This window comes from Clostridioides sp. ES-S-0006-03 (assembly GCF_020662275.1).
Classification (GTDB): Bacteria; Bacillota; Clostridia; order Peptostreptococcales; family Peptostreptococcaceae; genus Clostridioides.
In genome coordinates, this window is record NZ_JADGMM010000007.1 from 141,814 (window position 1) to 160,405 (window position 18,592).

The 18,592-nt window shown below is 28.7% G+C and carries 20 protein-coding genes; all 20 read left to right on the plus strand.

The window, feature by feature from the left end:
- The first annotated feature begins 3 nt into the window (after positions 1-3).
- The 20 genes from IR151_RS11385 (at position 4) to IR151_RS11480 (ending at position 18,581) form a co-directional block, all read left to right on the plus strand.
- Positions 4-3,810: a phosphoribosylformylglycinamidine synthase gene (locus IR151_RS11385; RefSeq protein WP_227434639.1), complete on the plus strand. Its 3,807-nt coding sequence runs from the start codon at positions 4-6 to the stop codon at positions 3,808-3,810.
- A 206-nt stretch (positions 3,811-4,016) separates the two neighbouring features.
- On the plus strand, positions 4,017-4,889 hold the full coding sequence (gene rfbD, locus IR151_RS11390; protein WP_227434640.1) for a dTDP-4-dehydrorhamnose reductase: 873 nt from the start codon (positions 4,017-4,019) through the stop codon (positions 4,887-4,889).
- Between the two features lie 108 nt (positions 4,890-4,997).
- Complete coding sequence (gene rfbA, locus IR151_RS11395; protein WP_227434641.1) at positions 4,998-5,867, plus strand: glucose-1-phosphate thymidylyltransferase RfbA; 870 nt, start codon at positions 4,998-5,000, stop codon at positions 5,865-5,867.
- A gap of 51 nt (positions 5,868-5,918) precedes the next feature.
- On the plus strand, positions 5,919-6,476 hold the full coding sequence (gene rfbC, locus IR151_RS11400) for a dTDP-4-dehydrorhamnose 3,5-epimerase (RefSeq protein ID WP_227434642.1): 558 nt from the start codon (positions 5,919-5,921) through the stop codon (positions 6,474-6,476).
- 35 nt (positions 6,477-6,511) lie between these two features.
- Positions 6,512-7,495 carry a dTDP-glucose 4,6-dehydratase gene (rfbB, locus tag IR151_RS11405; RefSeq protein ID WP_227434643.1) on the plus strand — a complete coding sequence of 328 codons (984 nt, stop codon included), beginning with the start codon at positions 6,512-6,514 and terminating at the stop codon, positions 7,493-7,495.
- Positions 7,496-7,533: 38 nt separating this feature from the next.
- A complete protein-coding gene (locus tag IR151_RS11410) occupies positions 7,534-8,202 on the plus strand; it encodes a lytic transglycosylase domain-containing protein (RefSeq protein WP_227434644.1) in 669 nt (222 codons plus the stop codon).
- 8 nt (positions 8,203-8,210) lie between these two features.
- On the plus strand, positions 8,211-8,639 hold the full coding sequence (locus IR151_RS11415) for a YaaR family protein (RefSeq protein WP_227434645.1): 429 nt from the start codon (positions 8,211-8,213) through the stop codon (positions 8,637-8,639).
- A gap of 23 nt (positions 8,640-8,662) precedes the next feature.
- On the plus strand, positions 8,663-8,977 hold the full coding sequence (locus tag IR151_RS11420) for a FliM/FliN family flagellar motor switch protein (RefSeq protein ID WP_227434646.1): 315 nt from the start codon (positions 8,663-8,665) through the stop codon (positions 8,975-8,977).
- Between the two features lie 151 nt (positions 8,978-9,128).
- Positions 9,129-9,404 (plus strand): flagellar biosynthesis anti-sigma factor FlgM, encoded by a 276-nt coding sequence (gene flgM, locus IR151_RS11425; protein WP_227434647.1) that lies wholly within the window; start codon positions 9,129-9,131, stop codon positions 9,402-9,404.
- Positions 9,405-9,408: 4 nt separating this feature from the next.
- Positions 9,409-9,825 carry a flagellar protein FlgN gene (locus tag IR151_RS11430; RefSeq protein ID WP_227434648.1) on the plus strand — a complete coding sequence of 139 codons (417 nt, stop codon included), beginning with the start codon at positions 9,409-9,411 and terminating at the stop codon, positions 9,823-9,825.
- Positions 9,826-9,842: 17 nt separating this feature from the next.
- On the plus strand, positions 9,843-11,153 hold the full coding sequence (gene flgK / locus IR151_RS11435; RefSeq protein ID WP_227434649.1) for a flagellar hook-associated protein FlgK: 1,311 nt from the start codon (positions 9,843-9,845) through the stop codon (positions 11,151-11,153).
- An 18-nt stretch (positions 11,154-11,171) separates the two neighbouring features.
- Positions 11,172-12,104: a flagellar hook-associated protein FlgL gene (flgL, locus tag IR151_RS11440; RefSeq protein WP_227434650.1), complete on the plus strand. Its 933-nt coding sequence runs from the start codon at positions 11,172-11,174 to the stop codon at positions 12,102-12,104.
- 15 nt (positions 12,105-12,119) lie between these two features.
- Positions 12,120-12,512, plus strand: a complete 393-nt coding sequence (gene fliW, locus IR151_RS11445; RefSeq protein WP_227434651.1) for a flagellar assembly protein FliW — start codon at positions 12,120-12,122, stop codon at positions 12,510-12,512.
- Positions 12,506-12,718, plus strand: a complete 213-nt coding sequence (csrA, locus tag IR151_RS11450; RefSeq protein ID WP_095892764.1) for a carbon storage regulator CsrA — start codon at positions 12,506-12,508, stop codon at positions 12,716-12,718. The genes fliW and csrA overlap by 7 nt, the downstream gene beginning before the upstream one ends.
- A 21-nt stretch (positions 12,719-12,739) precedes the next feature.
- Entirely contained in the window at positions 12,740-13,135 is a 396-nt protein-coding gene (fliS, locus tag IR151_RS11455) for a flagellar export chaperone FliS (protein ID WP_227434652.1), read from the plus strand.
- Positions 13,135-13,491: a flagellar export chaperone FliS gene (fliS, locus tag IR151_RS11460; protein ID WP_227434653.1), complete on the plus strand. Its 357-nt coding sequence runs from the start codon at positions 13,135-13,137 to the stop codon at positions 13,489-13,491. Before fliS (IR151_RS11455) ends, fliS (IR151_RS11460) begins: the two co-directional genes overlap by 1 nt.
- Positions 13,492-13,513: 22 nt before the next feature.
- The gene (gene fliD / locus IR151_RS11465) at positions 13,514-15,037 is read left to right on the plus strand and encodes a flagellar filament capping protein FliD (RefSeq protein ID WP_227434654.1); all 1,524 of its coding nucleotides are present in this window, start codon (positions 13,514-13,516) and stop codon (positions 15,035-15,037) included.
- 2 nt (positions 15,038-15,039) lie between these two features.
- Positions 15,040-15,375 (plus strand): flagellar protein FliT, encoded by a 336-nt coding sequence (locus IR151_RS11470; RefSeq protein WP_227434655.1) that lies wholly within the window; start codon positions 15,040-15,042, stop codon positions 15,373-15,375.
- Between the two features lie 100 nt (positions 15,376-15,475).
- Positions 15,476-16,348, plus strand: a complete 873-nt coding sequence (locus tag IR151_RS11475; RefSeq protein WP_227434656.1) for a flagellin — start codon at positions 15,476-15,478, stop codon at positions 16,346-16,348.
- Positions 16,349-16,439: 91 nt separating this feature from the next.
- Positions 16,440-18,581, plus strand: coding sequence for a glycosyltransferase (locus IR151_RS11480; protein WP_227434657.1), 2,142 nt, complete (start codon positions 16,440-16,442; stop codon positions 18,579-18,581).
- The last annotated feature ends 11 nt before the right edge of the window (positions 18,582-18,592 follow it).

The following is an 18,592-nucleotide window of genomic DNA, read 5'->3' on the forward strand; positions in this document are numbered from 1 at the left end:
GGTATGTTGAATACTGGAAATAAAGACTCAATGGTTAGAAGAGTACTAGTTGAAAAAAGAGAAGGTTTTGACCTTGAGGCTAAAGCTTTAAAAAAGGATTTAGTGGAAAGTTTGCACATAAGTAGTATAGAAGATTTAAGAATATTAAATAGATATGATGTAGAAGGAATATCAGAAGATGTTTATGAAAATGCAGCAAAGACAATCTTTTCTGAGCCAAATCTAGATGTAGTATACTATGAGGAAATACCAGAATTAAATGGAGAAAAAGTATTTGCAATAGAGTTCCTACCTGGTCAATATGACCAAAGGGGTGACTGGGCAGCTCAATGTGTCCAAATAGTAAATCAAGGTATAAGACCTGCTATTAATACAGCAAAGGTTTATATATTATCAGGTAAAATAACTGATGAAGAATTTAGCAAAATAAAGGATTACTGCATAAATCCAGTGGATAGTAGAGAAGCATCTTTAGAAAAACCAGAAACATTAAAAATGGAAACTGAGATACCAACAGCAGTTGAAATATTAGATGGATTTATAGATTTAAATGAAGACAGATTAAAATCATTTGTAAGTGACAAAGGATTAGCAATGACTTTAGGAGACTTACAACATGTTCAAAAATATTTCAAAGATACAGAAAAGAGAAACCCAACTATAACAGAAATAAAAGTTCTAGATACTTATTGGTCTGATCATTGTAGACACACTACTTTTATGACTGAAATAGAAAATGTGAAAATAGAAGATGGTAAATTTAATGATATAGTAAAAGAAGCGTATCAAATGTATCTTAACTCAAGAGACAATGTATATGTAAATAGACATAAAGATATATGCTTAATGGATATAGCTACAGTTGCAGTAAAAGAATTAAAGAAAAATGGTAAGTTAAATGACCTAGATGAAAGTGAAGAAATAAATGCATGTAGTATAAATGTGGATGTTGAAGTTGATGGAAAGATGGAAAAATATTTAGTAATGTTTAAAAATGAAACTCATAACCATCCAACTGAAATAGAGCCGTTTGGTGGAGCAGCTACTTGTTTAGGTGGAGCTATAAGAGACCCATTATCAGGAAGAAGTTATGTTTACCAAGCAATGCGTGTTACAGGAAGTGCTGACCCAAGAACAACTTTAGAGGATACTTTACCTGGAAAACTTATGCAAAGAAAAATAACTACAGAAGCAGCTCATGGATATAGCTCATATGGGAACCAAATAGGTCTTACAACTGGACAAGTTGCAGAAGTATATGACGAAAACTTTGTTGCAAAAAGAATGGAAATAGGTGCAGTTATAGCAGCAGCACCAAAAGAAAATGTAGTAAGAGAAAGACCTGAAGCAGGAGATGTAATAGTTCTTCTTGGCGGAAAAACAGGAAGAGATGGCTGTGGAGGTGCAACTGGTTCATCTAAAGAACATAGTGAAGAATCAATATTAACTTGTAGTGCAGAAGTCCAAAAAGGTGATGCTCCTAACGAAAGAAAAATACAAAGATTCTTTAGAAATAAAGAAGTTGCTCAAATGATAAAAAGATGTAATGACTTTGGAGCAGGAGGAGTTTGTGTTGCTATAGGTGAGATTGCTGATAGTTTGGACATAAACTTAGATTTAGTGCCTAAAAAATACGATGGGCTTGATGGAACTGAACTTTCAATTTCAGAATCACAAGAGCGTATGGCAGTAGCTATAAAAAAAGAAAATAAAGATAAATTTATACAATTAGCAGTAGAAGAAAACTTAGAAGCTACACATGTAGCTACAGTAACTGATACAGGATATTTAAGAATGTTCTGGAATGGAAAAGCAATTGTAGATATAAATAGAGAGTTTTTAGATACAAATGGAGTGAAACAAACTACTGATGTCCATGTTACTAAAGTAGATGAAGAAAACACATTCTTTAGCTCTAATGAAATAGTAAAAGATGTTAAGTGTGCAAGTATGAAAGATAAATTTACAAAAGTATTATCTGACCTTAATGTTTGTTCTCAAAAAGGATTAGTAGAGATGTTTGATAATACAATTGGTGGAAATACAGTACTTATGCCATTTGGTGGAAAGTATCAAGCCACTCCAACTCAAGGTATGGTTGCTAAGATACCAGTTCTTGGTGGAGAAACTAATACTTCTACAATAATGACTTATGGATATAATCCAAAAGTAGGGAAATGGAGTCCATTCCATGGAGCTTTATATGCAGTAGTAGAATCTGTATGTAAATTAGTTGCTATTGGAGGAAATTACAGTACAACAAGACTTACATTCCAAGAGTACTTTGAAAAACTTGGTAACAATCCAGAAAAATGGGGCAAACCATTCTCAGCACTTTTAGGAGCATTTTATGCACAAAGTAAGTTTGAAATACCTGCTATAGGTGGAAAAGACAGTATGTCTGGTACATTTAAAGATATTGAAGTTCCACCAACATTAGTTTCATTTGCTGTTGATACAGTAGATGCTAGAAAAGTAGTATCTCCAGAATTTAAAAAAGCAGATTCAAAAGTAGTAATGTTATGTGTAAATAAAGCAGAAAATAATGTTATAGACTTTGAAGAACTAAAGAAAAACTTAGATAAAGTAAGAGAACTTATACATGAAAATAAAGTTTTATCAACATATGCATTGGGATTTGCAGGTGTAGGTGAAGCAATAAGTAAAATGGCTTTTGGTAACAAAATAGGATTTAAGTTTAATGAAGAAGCTGAAAAAGTATATACAGATGATAAATTATTTGAAGCTAGTTATGGAAATATAGTACTTGAATTAGCAAATGATGATTTAAGCATGTTAGATGGATATAATTACATAGTGCTTGGAAGTACAGTTAAAGATGCTAGTATATTCATTAAAGGTGAAGAACTTTCATTAGATGAATTATATAAAGCGCATTGTAGTACTTTAGAGCCTATATTCCCAACTAAAACAGAAGAAGTAAAGTCAAAAATAGAGACTATAAGCTATATATCACAAGGAGAGGCTAAAAAATCATCATTAAGTATAGCTACTCCAAGAGTATTTATACCAGCATTCCCTGGAACAAACTGTGAATATGACTCTGCAAGAGCATTTGAAAGAGCAGGGGCTAATGCAAATATAAGAGTATTTAAGAATTTAACTTATAAAGACATAGAAGATTCTATAGATACAATAGTGAATGAAATAAAATCTTCTCAAATAATAATGTTACCAGGAGGATTTAGTGCTGGTGATGAGCCAGATGGTTCTGGTAAATTTATAGCTACTGTATTTAGAAACCCTAGAGTTCAAGAAGCTATAAATGAGTTTTTAACTCAAAAAGATGGTTTGATGTTAGGTATCTGTAATGGATTCCAAGTATTAATTAAGTTAGGTTTAGTTCCATATGGAGAAATAAGAGTTCCAAGTGAAAGTGCACCAACACTTACTTACAATAATATTGGACGTCATCAAGCTAAGATTGCTAGAACTAGAATTTCATCTAATAAATCTCCTTGGCTAGCTCAAACTAATGTTGGAGATATTCACAATATAGCTATTTCTCATGGAGAAGGTAAATTTGTTGCTAGTGAAGATGTTATGAGAGAATTAATTGCTAATGGACAAGTAGCAACTCAATATGTTAATTTTAATAATGAAGCTACTTATGATATTGAATTTAATCCAAATGGTTCATTCTATGCTGTTGAAGGTATAACTAGTGCTGATGGTAGAGTGTTTGGTAAAATGGGACATTCTGAGAGAATTGGTGAGGAAGTATTTAAGAATATCATAGGTGAGAAAGATCAAAAGATATTTGAATCTGGAGTTAAGTATTTTAGATAGGATTCTGGTAATTAATTGGTAATTACAATATATTTTATATATTTAGATTTAAAGGGATGTAATAATGTGATGATAATCATTTAATGTTACATCTCTTTTTTTATTTATATAAAAATAATATATATTCTACCTAAGTCAAAATATAAGCTATGTTATAATTAATTATTAAGAGGAATTGAATATTTATTGGAGGGTAAAAACAATCAATGAAAATATTAATAACAGGATCTAATGGTCAATTAGGGAGAGAATTGGTCAATCAATTAGAATCAATTAATCAAAGTATAAAACAAGTAAAATATGATATATTACCTACAACAAGAGATGATTTAGATATATCTAATCAAGCTAATGTAGATAGCTTTATAACATATAATAAACCTGATGTAATTATAAACTGTGCAGCATATACAAAGGTCGATGCATGTGAAGACAATATAGAAACTTCATATAAAATAAATTCTTTAGGAGCTAGGAATTTAGCAATAGCATCAAAAAAAGTGAATGCTAAACTTGTCCACATATCAACTGATTATGTATTTAATGGTATTTCTAAATATCCATATAAAGAAGATAATAAAACTGAACCTAATTCTATTTATGGAAAAAGTAAACTTATGGGAGAAAAATTTGTGGAACAATTCTCACATAAGTACTTTATATTGAGAACAGCATGGCTATATGGTGATGGAAATAATTTTGTAAAGACTATGATAAAATTTTCTAAACAAAATAAAGAAGTTAATGTCGTTGATGACCAGTTTGGGAGTCCAACAAGTACAGTAGACTTAGCAAAGGTTATAATAAATATTATGGAAACAGAGAATTATGGAGTTTATCATGCCACATGTGAAGGTGAGTGTAGTTGGTATGATTTTGCTAAAAAGATATTTGAGTTAAAAAATATAGATATAAAAGTAAATCCAATTAAAAGTAAAGATTTTAAGAGTAAAACTCAAAGACCACAATATTCTGTACTTGATAATTTTATGCTGAAATTAATTGGATTAAATTCATTTAGAAAATGGGAAGAGTCTATAGAAGAGTATTTAAAAGAATATGATATCATTAGAAGGTAAATATTCTATTTATAAAAAATAAAATAAGATATTACGTAAAATATAAATATTTCTTTTATTTATCCGATAATCATTATATGACAAAGTAAATTTAAGGATGGAATAAATATGAAAGGAATTATTTTAGCAGGAGGGTCTGGAACAAGACTATATCCTATAACAAAATGTATATCAAAACAAACACTTCCAATATATGATAAGCCAATGATATATTATCCAATGTCAGTTCTTATGTTGGCAGGGATACAAGAAATACTTATAATATCTACACCAAGAGATATAATAGCTTTTGAGGAACTATTTGGAGATGGAAGTTCATTGGGACTTAAAATAGCATATGCAATTCAGGAAAAACCAAATGGGATTGCAGAAGCATTTATAATAGGAGAAGAATTTATAGGAAGTGATAGTGTTTCTCTTGTATTAGGTGATAACATATTTTATGGGTATGGATTTAGCGAAAGATTAGAGAATGCAGTTAAAAGAACTGGAGCAACCATATTCGGATATCATGTTAGTAATCCAAATGCTTTTGGTGTTGTGGAATTTGATGAAGAGTTTAATGTTTTATCAATAGAAGAAAAACCTAAAATACCTAAATCTAATTATGCTATACCAGGGTTATACTTTTATGACAATGATGTTGTAGAAATAGCAAAGATTGTTGAACCATCAGATAGAGGGGAACTAGAAATAACTTCAATAAATAATGAATATCTAAAACGAGGAAAACTAAAAGTAGAACTTTTAGGAAGAGGTATGGCTTGGTTGGATACTGGTACACATAAGGGGCTATTAGATGCTTCTAATTATGTTGAAGTAGTTCAGACAAGACAGGGATTGTATATAGCATGTTTAGAAGAGATTGCATATACAAAGGGATATATAAGTAGAGAGAAGTTAATTGAACTAGCTAGACCACTGATAAAAACTGAGTATGGCCAGTATCTATTAAAACTAGCCAATGAAGATATGTAATATGAAATAAAATTTATCATAAATTTTATTTCAATAAAGGAGTTTATTGTAATGGTAAAATTCAATTTTATAAAGACAAAAATAGAAGGGCTATATATAGTCGAACCAAATGTGTTTTATGATAATAGAGGATATTTTTTTGAGAGTTATAATAAAAAAGATTTTATGGAGTTTGGACTTGATATGTGTTTTGTTCAAGATAATGAATCTAGCTCAAGGAAAGGCGTATTAAGGGGAATGCATTTTCAAAATAGATATCCTCAAGGAAAATTAGTTAGAGTTACAGAGGGAGAAGTTTTCGATGTTGCAGTTGACTTAAGGAAAGATTCACAAACATTTGGAGAGTGGGAAGGAGTAATACTGTCTGATAAAAATAAAAAGCAATTTTATATTCCAGAAGGATTTGCACATGGATTTTTAGTTTTATCAGAAAAAGCTGTATTTAGTTATAAGTGTACAAATTATTATTATCCAGAATTTGAGAGTGGTTTTATGTGGAATGATAAGCAAGTATCGATTGATTGGCCTTTAGAAGGAATTGAAGAAATATTCTTATCAGTAAAGGACAAAAAACAAAAAAGTTTTAAAGATATCTGTATAGAACGTTAATAAAATTTATTAGAATTAATATTTAGGAGAAAAATATGAAAAAAATACTGATAACTGGAGGAGCAGGATTTATTGGAAGTAATTTTGTACATTATATGCTTAATAAGTATCTAAATTATTCTATTGTTAATCTAGATTTATTGACTTATGCTGGTAATTTGGAAACATTAAAAGAAGTACAAGATAAGCCCAATTATAAATTTGTTAGAGGAGATATTTCAGATAGAGAGCATGTCTATAAATTATTTGAAGAGGAAAAGTTTGATATAGCTGTTAACTTTGCGGCAGAATCTCATGTAGATAGGTCAGTTGAAAATCCACAATTATTTATACAAACAAATATTATAGGAACACAAGTACTTTTAGATGCATGTAGAAAATATGGGATAAAAAGATATCATCAGGTTTCTACAGATGAAGTCTATGGTGATTTACCAATTGATAGAAGGGATTTATTCTTTACAGAGAAATCAGCTATTAATCCAAGTTCCCCTTATTCAGCGTCTAAAACAGCAGCAGATTTATTGGTTAACTCTTACTATAGGACATATGGACTTCCAACAACTATATCTAGATGTTCAAATAATTATGGGCCATATCATTTTCCTGAAAAATTGATACCGCTTATGATTTTAAATGCTTTTGAAGACAAACAATTGCCAGTGTATGGAAATGGAGAAAATATAAGAGACTGGTTACATGTATACGACCATTGTACTGCTGTAGATTTAATAATACATAAAGGAAAAATTGGTGAGGTTTATAATATAGGTGGTCATAATGAAAGAAGTAATATAGAAGTAGTAAAAACTATATTAAATATTTTAGGTAAATCTGAGGATTTAATATCCTATGTAAATGATAGACCTGGTCATGACTTAAGATATGCTATCGACCCATCTAAAATAGAGAATGAGTTAGGTTGGAAGGCAAAATATGATTTTGATTCAGGTATAAAAGAAACAGTTAAATGGTATATAGAGCATGAATATTGGTGGAAATCTGTTCTATCAGTTTAATTTTGAAGTTTATAAAATTTAGAAAGGGGAGTTTTATATTGAATGAGATAAGTTCATTAATTAATATATTGGCATTAACTCAATTATCTGGTAGCAACACTACAAATCAGTGTAACTGTACATATAATAATTCATCTGGATTTGACATGGTTATGATGACATTGTTAAAAGCATTGTCACAAAATAATCAACAGACTTCTAATGGATATAATTTATTGTCTAATTCTGAAAATTTATTTAACGAGCTTGATAATGCAGTAAATAATACATCTAGTAGGTTTATAGATGTTGATACAAAAGATAAAAATTTAAAGTCAAGAATTGAAAGTGCTGTAGAGCAAGCATCAAAAAAATATAATGTGGATGCGAACCTTATAAAAGCAATAATTAAAGTTGAATCAGATTTTAATCCAAATACTGTATCTTCTGCTGGTGCGAAGGGTCTTATGCAACTTATGCCGGAAAATTGCAAAGATTTGGGTGTTACAGACCCTTTTAATATAGAACAGAATATAGATGCTGGAACTAGACACATTAAGGAATACATTGATATGTTTGGAGGGAGCATAGAAATGGGATTGATGGCATATAATGGTGGTCCTGGAAGGATGAAAAGCAGAGGGGTAGAATCAATTTCTGACCTGTATAAAATGCCAAAAGAAACACAAAATTATATTCCTAAGGTTATGAAATATTATAGAGGGTAGGCTTTATTATGGGTATAAATATAGATAAGCTAAACATAAGTCCAAGTAGAAATATAGAGGTTAAAAAACTAAAAGAGAATAATAAATTTTCTGATAACTTAAACTCTGTAAAACAATCTTCTTCAATGGAAGATATAAAACGAAATCTGGAAAGTGTAAAAAAGGCGGGGGAAAGGCTTGTACTTACTCAAAACTATGGTGATATTAGTATATACAAAAATGCAGTAAAAGAATACCTAAAATCTGTTGTAGATAATATGTATTCACTTGATAAAAATAGCAGTTTTTGGGAGCATCAATACTATAAGAATGTAAAGATTGTTGATGATAAACTTGAGGATATGACTAGTAAATTACTTAGTGAAGAAAAAGAAAACATAGATATTGTTTCTACTGTTGATATGATACAAGGCTTGTTGATAGATATGTATAGATAAGGTTATACAAGGAGAAAAGTTTTATGAATAGCAAAAAAGAGGATATATATGAATTGAATTTTGGGCAACTAATAGAAGAAAAGACTGGCGTTATAGAAGAAAATCAAAATGTTTTTAATGCAAAAGTAAATGTAGCTGTTTCTATAGGAAATACAACAGAAACAATAAAAAATATATTAGAATTAAAAGAAGGTTCTATAATAAAACTAAATAAGAATGTGGATGAAAAATTAGATATATATGCAAATGATAGATTGTTTGCTTATGGAGAAAGCATTATTACAAATGAGAAATTATCTGTAAGATTATCTAAAATAGAAGATTCAGATATAAATTAGCATTTTAAATAGTATCCCTTTAAGCTGTTCTGTATGAGTTTAGCTAAGGGGATATTTTTATAAAAAATTTAAAATATGTTTGAATCATATAAATGTTTTTATTTTTTGAGCGATAACTAAATTATAAGTATGTAATTTTGGAGGTGAAAATATGGATATTAAAAATGTAAGTTCAAATATTGTAATAAATAATTATTTAAAGAATACATCAGGTGTAAAAAAAGTGGAAGAAGTTCAAAAAACTAGTAAAACAGACAAGATAGAGCTATCTAAATTTGCAAAGGAAATGGCAAGTGTATCAAATATGAGTGATGAGACTATTAGAAATAAAAAAATCGATGAAATAAAAAATGCATTGGAAAATGGAACTTACAAAATAAAACCAGAAGAAATTGCGAAAAAAATGATAGAGGATATGCGAGGATAAAGTCATGATTACAGACTTAAAAGTTATAATATATGAAGAAAAAAAGATACTTAGTAATATGATGGAATTATTAAAAGAGCAATTTGACTATATAGTTGCAAAAGATATAGAAAATTTAAATAGGTTAAATCCTAAATTAGAAGATATTAGTAGGGAACTTGCATCTATAGAGATAAAGAGAAGACAACTTTTTAATGAAGATATTTCAATGAGTGAAGTTGTTGAAAATAGTAATGATGAATATCTAAAAGAAATATATACAGATTTAAAGAACATTATTGCTTTGGCTAAAAATCAACAAGAGTCAAATGATTCTCTAATAAAGAAAGAACTTATCTTTACAAAAAAGATGATTAATTTTATAAAACCAATGGACAAACAAACTACAACTTATAATTCTTATGGAAATATTAGAAAATAGATATTAGGAGGAAAAATATGGCAGGATTATTTTCCATTTTAAATACAGCCAATTCAGGAATGAATGCACATCAAAAAGCAATACAGACGATTTCTCATAATATAAGTAATCTAGATACGGAAGGTTATTCTAGGCAAAGAACAGAATTTGCCACAAATAGCCCTATGTATATGCCTAGCTTGAACAATGCAATTGGGAGAGGTCAATTAGGTACAGGTGTACATGTAACAGATGTAACAAGAGCTAGAAATAGTTTTTATGATTATCAATTTAGAGCAGAAGCCCATAAATATGGTAAGACAGTTTCAAAGTATGACTATTATAATACTATAGAAACTATAATAAATGAACCATCGGATTATGGAATATCTGCAGGTATAGATGACTTTTTTAAAGGATGGGAATCATTAGCAAAAGATATAAATAGTGACAGTAAAAAAAGTCTCGTGGTAGAAAATGCATCAAATTTAGCAACTTTAATAAGTGAAAGTTATAAGAAGCTTGATAAGTTAAAAGGAGATATAGATGATAATATAAACTCTGAAATAAAACAGATAAATGATATGTTAAAAAGTCTTGAAGATTTGAATAAATCTATTGATGTTATATCTGGCTCAGGTTCTACTCCAAATGATTTACTTGATGAAAGAGATAGAATATTAGATGACTTAAGTTTTAAATTAGACCTTGAAAATGGTGATGTTAAAAATATGCTTGCAGATGGTAAATTAGAACTTAATGAATTAAAAAATCCAGATGGAACTTGGAAAACAGGTGTATCAGGAACTTTACAAGGGCTGTTTGAAATGCATGGTAAGATTGATACATATAAAAGCGATTTAAAAGATGTATCTGATGGATTAGCTAAACAGATAAATGATGTTTATAATACATCTGCTGGAATAACAGTAAGAGATTTTTTTGTAACTTCAAATGTAGCTGGTGAAGATATCATAAAGGTAAATCCAGCTATAAAGAGTAATCCAAATGAATTAAAGCTTACTGCTGATGAGGCTTCAAAGATTGCTAAATTAAAGGATGAAAAAATAGATATTGGGGTAGTTGGTGGAAAAGTAAGTACAATAAGTGACCACTATAAAGCTTTTGCAGAATCAGTAGGTTTAGATTCTAAAAAAGTAAATCAAGATGAAGTGAATCAACGTAAAATTATAAATAATATTGATAGCTCTCGAATGAGTGTTTCAGGAGTATCCTTAGATGAAGAAATGACAGAGCTTATAAAAGTACAACGTTCATATCAAGCCAGTGCAAAAGTTATGTCCACGGCTGTGCAACTATTGGATGTTGTAATAAATGGAATAATTTAATAGAAGGGGGAATTTATAATGAGAGTTAGTACAGGTATGATGTCTAGCAGTTATCTAAACTCGCTACAAGATAATCTACAAAGATTAGATAAGGTTAATAGACAAGTTAATACAACAAAAGAAATAAACAAACTATCCGATAATCCATATAAAGCAATAAAAATATTGAACTCAAAAAGTGAAATAAAAACTATGGAGACTTATGTTGAGAATTGTAAAGATACAGGAGATTGGTTAGAAACTACTGATACCGCATTAGATCAGCTTGGAAAACTATTATCAGATATAAAGAAAACTTTGGTGGCAAGTGGTGATGGTGCATATTCAGATGATGAACTAAAGACTCTTAGTAATGAAACTAATGAAAAAATGAAAGAAATTGCAAATGCTTTAAATGCAACACATGAAGGAAAGTACATATTTTCAGGCTCAAATACAGGTGTACCACCTGTTGAATGTATAGATAATGCTGACGGTTCAGTGAGTTTAAAGTTTAATTCTAGTCTAAATCTTAATAAATTAAATGACTCTTTGAGTATGGATATAGCTCAAGGGATAAGTGTAGATTATAACGTTAAATTGAGTAGTCTTGGATTTGACCCAACACAGGCTGACCCCTTTAAAGAGTTAAATAATATATCAAAAAAATTAGCAAATCCAGATGCGGATGCTATAAAAGAGCTGACAACAACTTGTTTAGGTGACATGGAACAACTAATAGAAAATACAGTGAATGTTAGGTCTATATATGGTACAAAAGCAAATACAGTAGAGGCTATGAAGGAAAAAAATAATGATAGTTTGATACAGTTAAAGGATATTCTGTCACAAAATGAAGAAATAGATTATGGAGAAAAACTTGTTCAATTAAAGGCAGCAGAATTAACTTATCAAGCTTCACTACAAACAGGAGGAAAGTTATTTAATGTATCTATATTAGATTACATATAGTAAAATAACGCAGATATGATGAAGGTTACATTAAAAAAAGGGATACTAGGATTTGAAAATTTAAGAGAATACAAGCTTTTAGATATAGAAGATAATGATATTTTAAAAGAGTTTAATTCTACCAAGGAAGATTGTATCGGATTTATTGTTGTATCCCCATTTGAAATTATTAAAGAATATGAGATAGTCCTAAATCAGGATACAATTGAAAAACTAGAAGTGAAATCTCCAAATGATATTATGTTATTGAACATAATCACTCTTGGACAGACGCTTGAAGAATCAACTGTGAACATGAAAGCTCCTATAGTAATAAATGTAAGAAATAATTTTGGAATGCAAATAATTTTACAGGATGAGAAATATTCAATAAGGCATCCATTACTGAGAGGTGATGGTGGATGCTAGTCATTTCAAGGAAAAAAGATGAAGCAGTACTTATAGGAGAGAACATAGAGGTCAAAGTTGTAGGAGTAGATGGAAATAATGTCAAACTAGCCATATCAGCTCCTAACAATATAAATATACTAAGAAAAGAAATATATGAGAAAGTAAAGAGTGAAAATATAAAGGCTACAAATAAAAATATAAAAATTTTAAAATCATTAAAATAAAATTCTTGGAGGAAGTAATATATGTATGGAGAAAACCCTTATAGTTCTTATAAGCAAAATGCTGTTTTTATGGCATCAAAGGAACAATTGTTGCTTATGCTTGTTGATGGGGCAGTAAAATATACAAAAATAGCCAGAGGAGCTATTGTAGATAAAAATACACAAAGAGCACATAGAGAGCTTATAAGAGTACAGGATATATTTACAGAATTAATGGTTACATTGGACCAAAATGCAGGACAATGGGCAAAAGATATGTACAAAGTTTATGATTTTGTAAGATATGAACTTTCAAGAGCCAATATTAGAAAAGACATTCAGATAATAGATAATGTGTTACCTGTAATAGAGCAAATTAAAGATACATGGCATGAAGCTGATAAAAAAAGCAAAGAAGAAAGAAGTAGGTATAAATAATGAATTTAAATTTAGATAAACTAAATGAGTTATCAAAAGAAGAACTACTATTAATGCTTGTAGATGCTACAGTAGAATATACTAATATATCAAGAGTAGCACTTTTAAATAAGGATTATTTGAAAGCACATAGTGAACTTGTGAGAGTTCAAAATATATTTACAGAATTAATGACTACATTAGACCAAAATGCAGGACAATGGGCAAAAGATATGTATAAGGTTTATGAGTTTATAAAAGCTGAATTAATAAGAGCTGATGTAAATAAGGAGATTAAAATAATTGATGAGATATTGCCAATAGTAGAACAGATTAGAGATACATGGCATGAAGTTTATAGTAAATTAGAAGTATAATTATGGATGGGGGGATAAATATATGTCAAGTATAAGTCCTATAAGAGTTACAGGCCTTTCAGGAAATTTTGATATGGAAGGTATAATAGAAGCTAGTATGACAAGAGATAAGGAAAAAGTTGATAAAGCGAAACAGGATCAACAAATAGTTAAATGGAAACAAGAAATATATAGAAATATTATACAGGAATCAAAGGATCTTTATGATAAGTATTTAAGTATAGAATCTCCTAACAGTATAGTAAGTAAAAATGCATACTCTGCTACAAGAATAACTAGCTCTGATGAAAGCATTATAGTAGCAAAAGGGTCAGCTGGTGCAGAGAAAATAAATTATCAATTTGCAGTTTCTCAAATGGCTGAACCAGCAAAAGTGACTATTAAGTTAAACTCAAGTGACCCTATTGTTCAACAATTCCCACCAAATGCTAGTGGAGCTAGTTCTTTAACTATAGGTGGTGTAAATGTACCAATATCTGAACAAGATACTACAAGTACTATTGTAAGTAAGATAAATTCACTTTGTGCAGATAGCGATATAAAGGCTTCTTATAGCGAGATGACAGGTGAATTGATTATTTCGAGAAAACAGACTGGTTCGTCATCAGATCTTGATTTAAAAGTAACTGGAAATGATAATTTAGCTCAGCAAATTGCTACTGATAATGGTATTACATTTGGAACTGATACTAGTGGAAGTAAATTTGCAGTGGTACATGGAAAAAATCTAGAAGCTGATGTAACTGATGAACAAGGAAGAGTAACACATATAAGTAAAGAACAGAACTCATTTAAAATAGATAATATTGATTACAATGTAAATTCAAAAGGAAATGCTAAACTAGTTTCTGTTACTGATACTGAAGAAGCTACTAAAAATATGAAGGCATTTGTAGATGACTATAATAAGTTGATGGATAAGGTTTATGGACTAGTTACTACTAAAAAGCCAAAAGATTATCCACCTCTTACAGATGACCAAAAAGAAGATATGACAACTGAAGAAATAGAAAAATGGGAAAAAAAGGCTAAAGAAGGTATACTTAGAAACGATGATGAATTAAGAGCTTTTGTTGAAGAGATTCAATCTGCATTTTTTGGAGATGGGAAAAATATTTCTGTATTAAGTAAATTAGGTATCAATGAACATGAGAATTATAATAAAAAAGGTCAAATATCATTTAATGCAGATGCTTTTTCAAAAGCACTTATAGATGATAGTGACAAGGTGTACAAAACTTTAGCTGGATATTCTTCAAATTATGATGATAAGGGAATGTTTGAAAAACTGAAAGATATCGTATATGATTATTCAGGAAGTTCATTTTCTAAATTTGTTAAAAAATCAGGTATAGAAAAGACTTCTTCTGCCAGTGAAAATGTGTATTCAAAACAAATTGCAGAGCAAGAAAAAAATATAAACAGACTAGTTGAAAAAATGAATGATAAAGAGAAAAGACTTTATGCTAAATATTCAGCTTTGGAGTCTTTATTAAATCAATATTCTTCCCAAATGAACTATTTCTCACAAGCACAAGGTAATTAGTTATGGATAAATTAGAAGAAAAAATAAACTTATATAAAGATATATCTTTACAAATTATAACCTTGATTGAAAAAGAGGAGTATAAAAATATAAGTAATAGATTAAATGAGAGACAAAATATTATAAATAGTATAAGTGAAGTGGATAAAAATGACTTTATACAGTTTTATAATGATATGGAATTAATTGAAATTGATGATAGAATAAGAAATTCTTTACAAGAACAATTGTCAGAAGTAAAAAAAGAGTTACATGAGTACAAGCTTACTAAACAAGTAAACACAATGTATTATAGCTTAAATAGAGAAAAAGTAAATATTTTTAATAAAAAAGTATAAAGTTATAGGTTAACTTGTCCGATGATATAATTGAAGAATTAATATAAAGGTTAAAAGTAGAAATGACAAGGATGTCAACTATACTAAGGAGGGTAAAATAATGAGAGTTAATACAAATGTAAGTGCTTTGGTAGCAAATAATCAAATGGGAAGAAACGTAAATGCGCAAAGTAAGTCTATGGAGAAGTTATCTTCTGGGGTTAGAATAAAGAGAGCTGCTGATGATGCTGCTGGACTTGCAATATCTGAGAAAATGAGAGCTCAAATAAAAGGTTTAGACCAAGCAGGAAGAAACGTTCAAGATGGTATATCTGTTGTACAAACAGCAGAGGGTGCATTAGAAGAGACTGGAAACATACTACAAAGAATGAGAACTTTATCAGTACAATCTTCAAATGAAACTAATAATGCTGAAGAAAGAGAAAAAATAGCTAATGAGTTATCACAACTAAAAGATGAAGTTGAAAGAATATCAAGTTCAACAGAGTTTAATGGTAAGAAACTACTTGATGGAAGTTCTACAGAGGTAAGATTACAAGTTGGAGCTAACTATGGAACAAATGTTGCAGGTACATCTTATAATAACAATGAAATAAAAGTTGCACTAGTAAACACTGCAAGTATAATGAGTTCAGCTGGAATAACTAGTTCTACAATAGCAAGTATGAATGTAGATGGAACTTCAGGAACTGAGGCAGCTAAACAAATGGTATCTAGCTTAGATGCAGCTCTTAAAGAATTAAATACATCAAGAGCAAAATTAGGGGCACAACAAAATAGACTAGAGTCAACTCAAACTAACTTGAGTAATACTTTAGAAAATGTTACAGCTGCTGAATCAAGAATAAGAGATACAGATGTAGCTTCAGAAATGGTTAACTTATCTAAAATGAATATATTAGTTCAAGCATCACAATCAATGCTTGCTCAAGCTAATCAACAGCCACAAGGAGTTTTACAATTATTAGGATAAAATAATTTTGTATATTGGATAGAGAAGAAGAGTAGGGCTTTGCTTTACTCTTTTCTTTTTTAGAAAATATAGCTTTGAAAGGAAAATATATATGTTACTTAGTATAGTCATGATTGTCAAAAATGAAGAGAAGATACTTGAAAAAACTTTAAAATCATTAACCACATTAAGAAACTCTATAGACAGTGAACTTATAATAGTCGATACAGGTTCTACAGATGACACTATAAAAATATCTAGAAAATACACAGAGAAGGTATATGTTCATAATTGGAATAATGATTTTTCTAGTATGAGAAACATATCAATATCATATGCCAAGGGTGAATGGCTACTTATATTAGATGCAGATGAAATACTAATTGATTCTTCAACTATTGTAAGATTTTTTAAAGATGGACTTGATAAAAAATTTAATTCTGCATCTATACAATTAAAAAATCTTTATTCATATGATAAAAAATCATATGGATATTGTTCAGTACTTAGACTTTTCAAGAATGTTGATTTTAAATACCATGGGAAAGTTCATGAACAACCAATGTACAAAAATCCTATATTTAATAATATTGCTGACTTTGAACATTATGGATATTTGTTTGAAGATGAAGAAATAAGGTTAAATAAAGTAAAAAGAAATGAAAAATTATTGTTTGAAGAGTTAAAAGAGGATGAGAGATCTCCATATATAAATTACCAATTAGGGAAAAATTTTATTATATTAGGAAAATATCAAGAGGCTTTAGATTATCTTGAGAAGTCTTATGAATTATACTCTAAACTAGAATCGGCACCTGGTTACTTGATAACAAGCCTTGTAAAAACATATTTATACTTAGGAAAACATAAGAAATGTGAAAAATTATGTTTAAAGTATATCAAGAAAGATATGAATAATATTGATATATATTATTATGTTGCACGAGCACAAGTTGATTTAGGTAAATACGAGAATAGTATAGATTCGTACAAGAGATATATTTATCTGTTAGATAATTATGAAATAAGTACACAAGCAAATAGCTTATTTTCAGATACTGATACTGTAGGGCTTAGAGATGAGGCTATTATTACATTGATAAAGGTCTATTATAAGCTTGAAAAATATGATTTAGTGATTTCAGAATATGATAATATTGAAGATATAGAAAAAAAGAAAAATGTGTATTTTAGCTTATTTATGTCCTTATATAAATTGAATAGATTTGAAGATATAAAAAACTATTATAAGGAAATTCCAAATTCTAAAGTTGAAAGAAATAGTTTTTATAGAAATATAGAAGAATTTATAAATAATATAAAAGATGATGAAAAAGAGGCTGTATATAAAAGCTTTTGTGATATTGAAGGTAATTATGGACTTTTAAATCAGATAAGAATAAATAAACATGTATCTGTAGATACATGCAAAGAAATACTAAATGAAGAGAAAGAAATAATTTATGCATGTATTATAAAAATAGCTTTTGAAGAAAAAATTGATTTACTAGATATTTTTTATGATATGGAATATGTTTGGATAGAGAAATATCTAAAATATCTTTTAGCATTGGAAAGAAGTTTTAATTTAGAATTATATAAGTACATAATTAGTCGTCCAAACACATCAGAAATAGAAAAGATAAGAGTATATAAAGTTATATCGAAAGTAGTTTTAGAAAATATTAGTTTAAGTGATGAAAAGTATAAGGATATTTTTTATATTTATATAATGTACTCTTATAAATATATAAAATACATATATAGTAATCTAAGTGATTTTGAATTAATAAAGTTTGTGTGTAATGATTTAGATAAATTTACTATAGAATTTAAGAATCTACTTGATACTAAGAACAAAATAAATGATACTAATGAAAAATTAGAATATATAAATAATATGAGTAAATTACTAAATGAATATCCTTTTTATAACAAAATAATAAAAATACTTATAAATGAATTAGAAGAAAATATAAAAGAAAGTCAAGAATTTAAAGAATTAAAAGATAGATTTATTATTAGTATAGAAAATATGATTGAAAATGGCAAAATAAATGATGCAAAATTATTGGTAGAAGACTATTCAAAAACATTTGTAGATGATGTCAAAATTTTAAATATAAAAGGGATTTTATATATGTTTGAAAATAAACTTGAGAAAGCTGATTTTATGTTAAAAAAGGCGTTATCATTAGATGTAGAAAATGAGGATACTATATATAATATAGAATACCTAAAAAGTTTAAAATAAATTTAAAAATA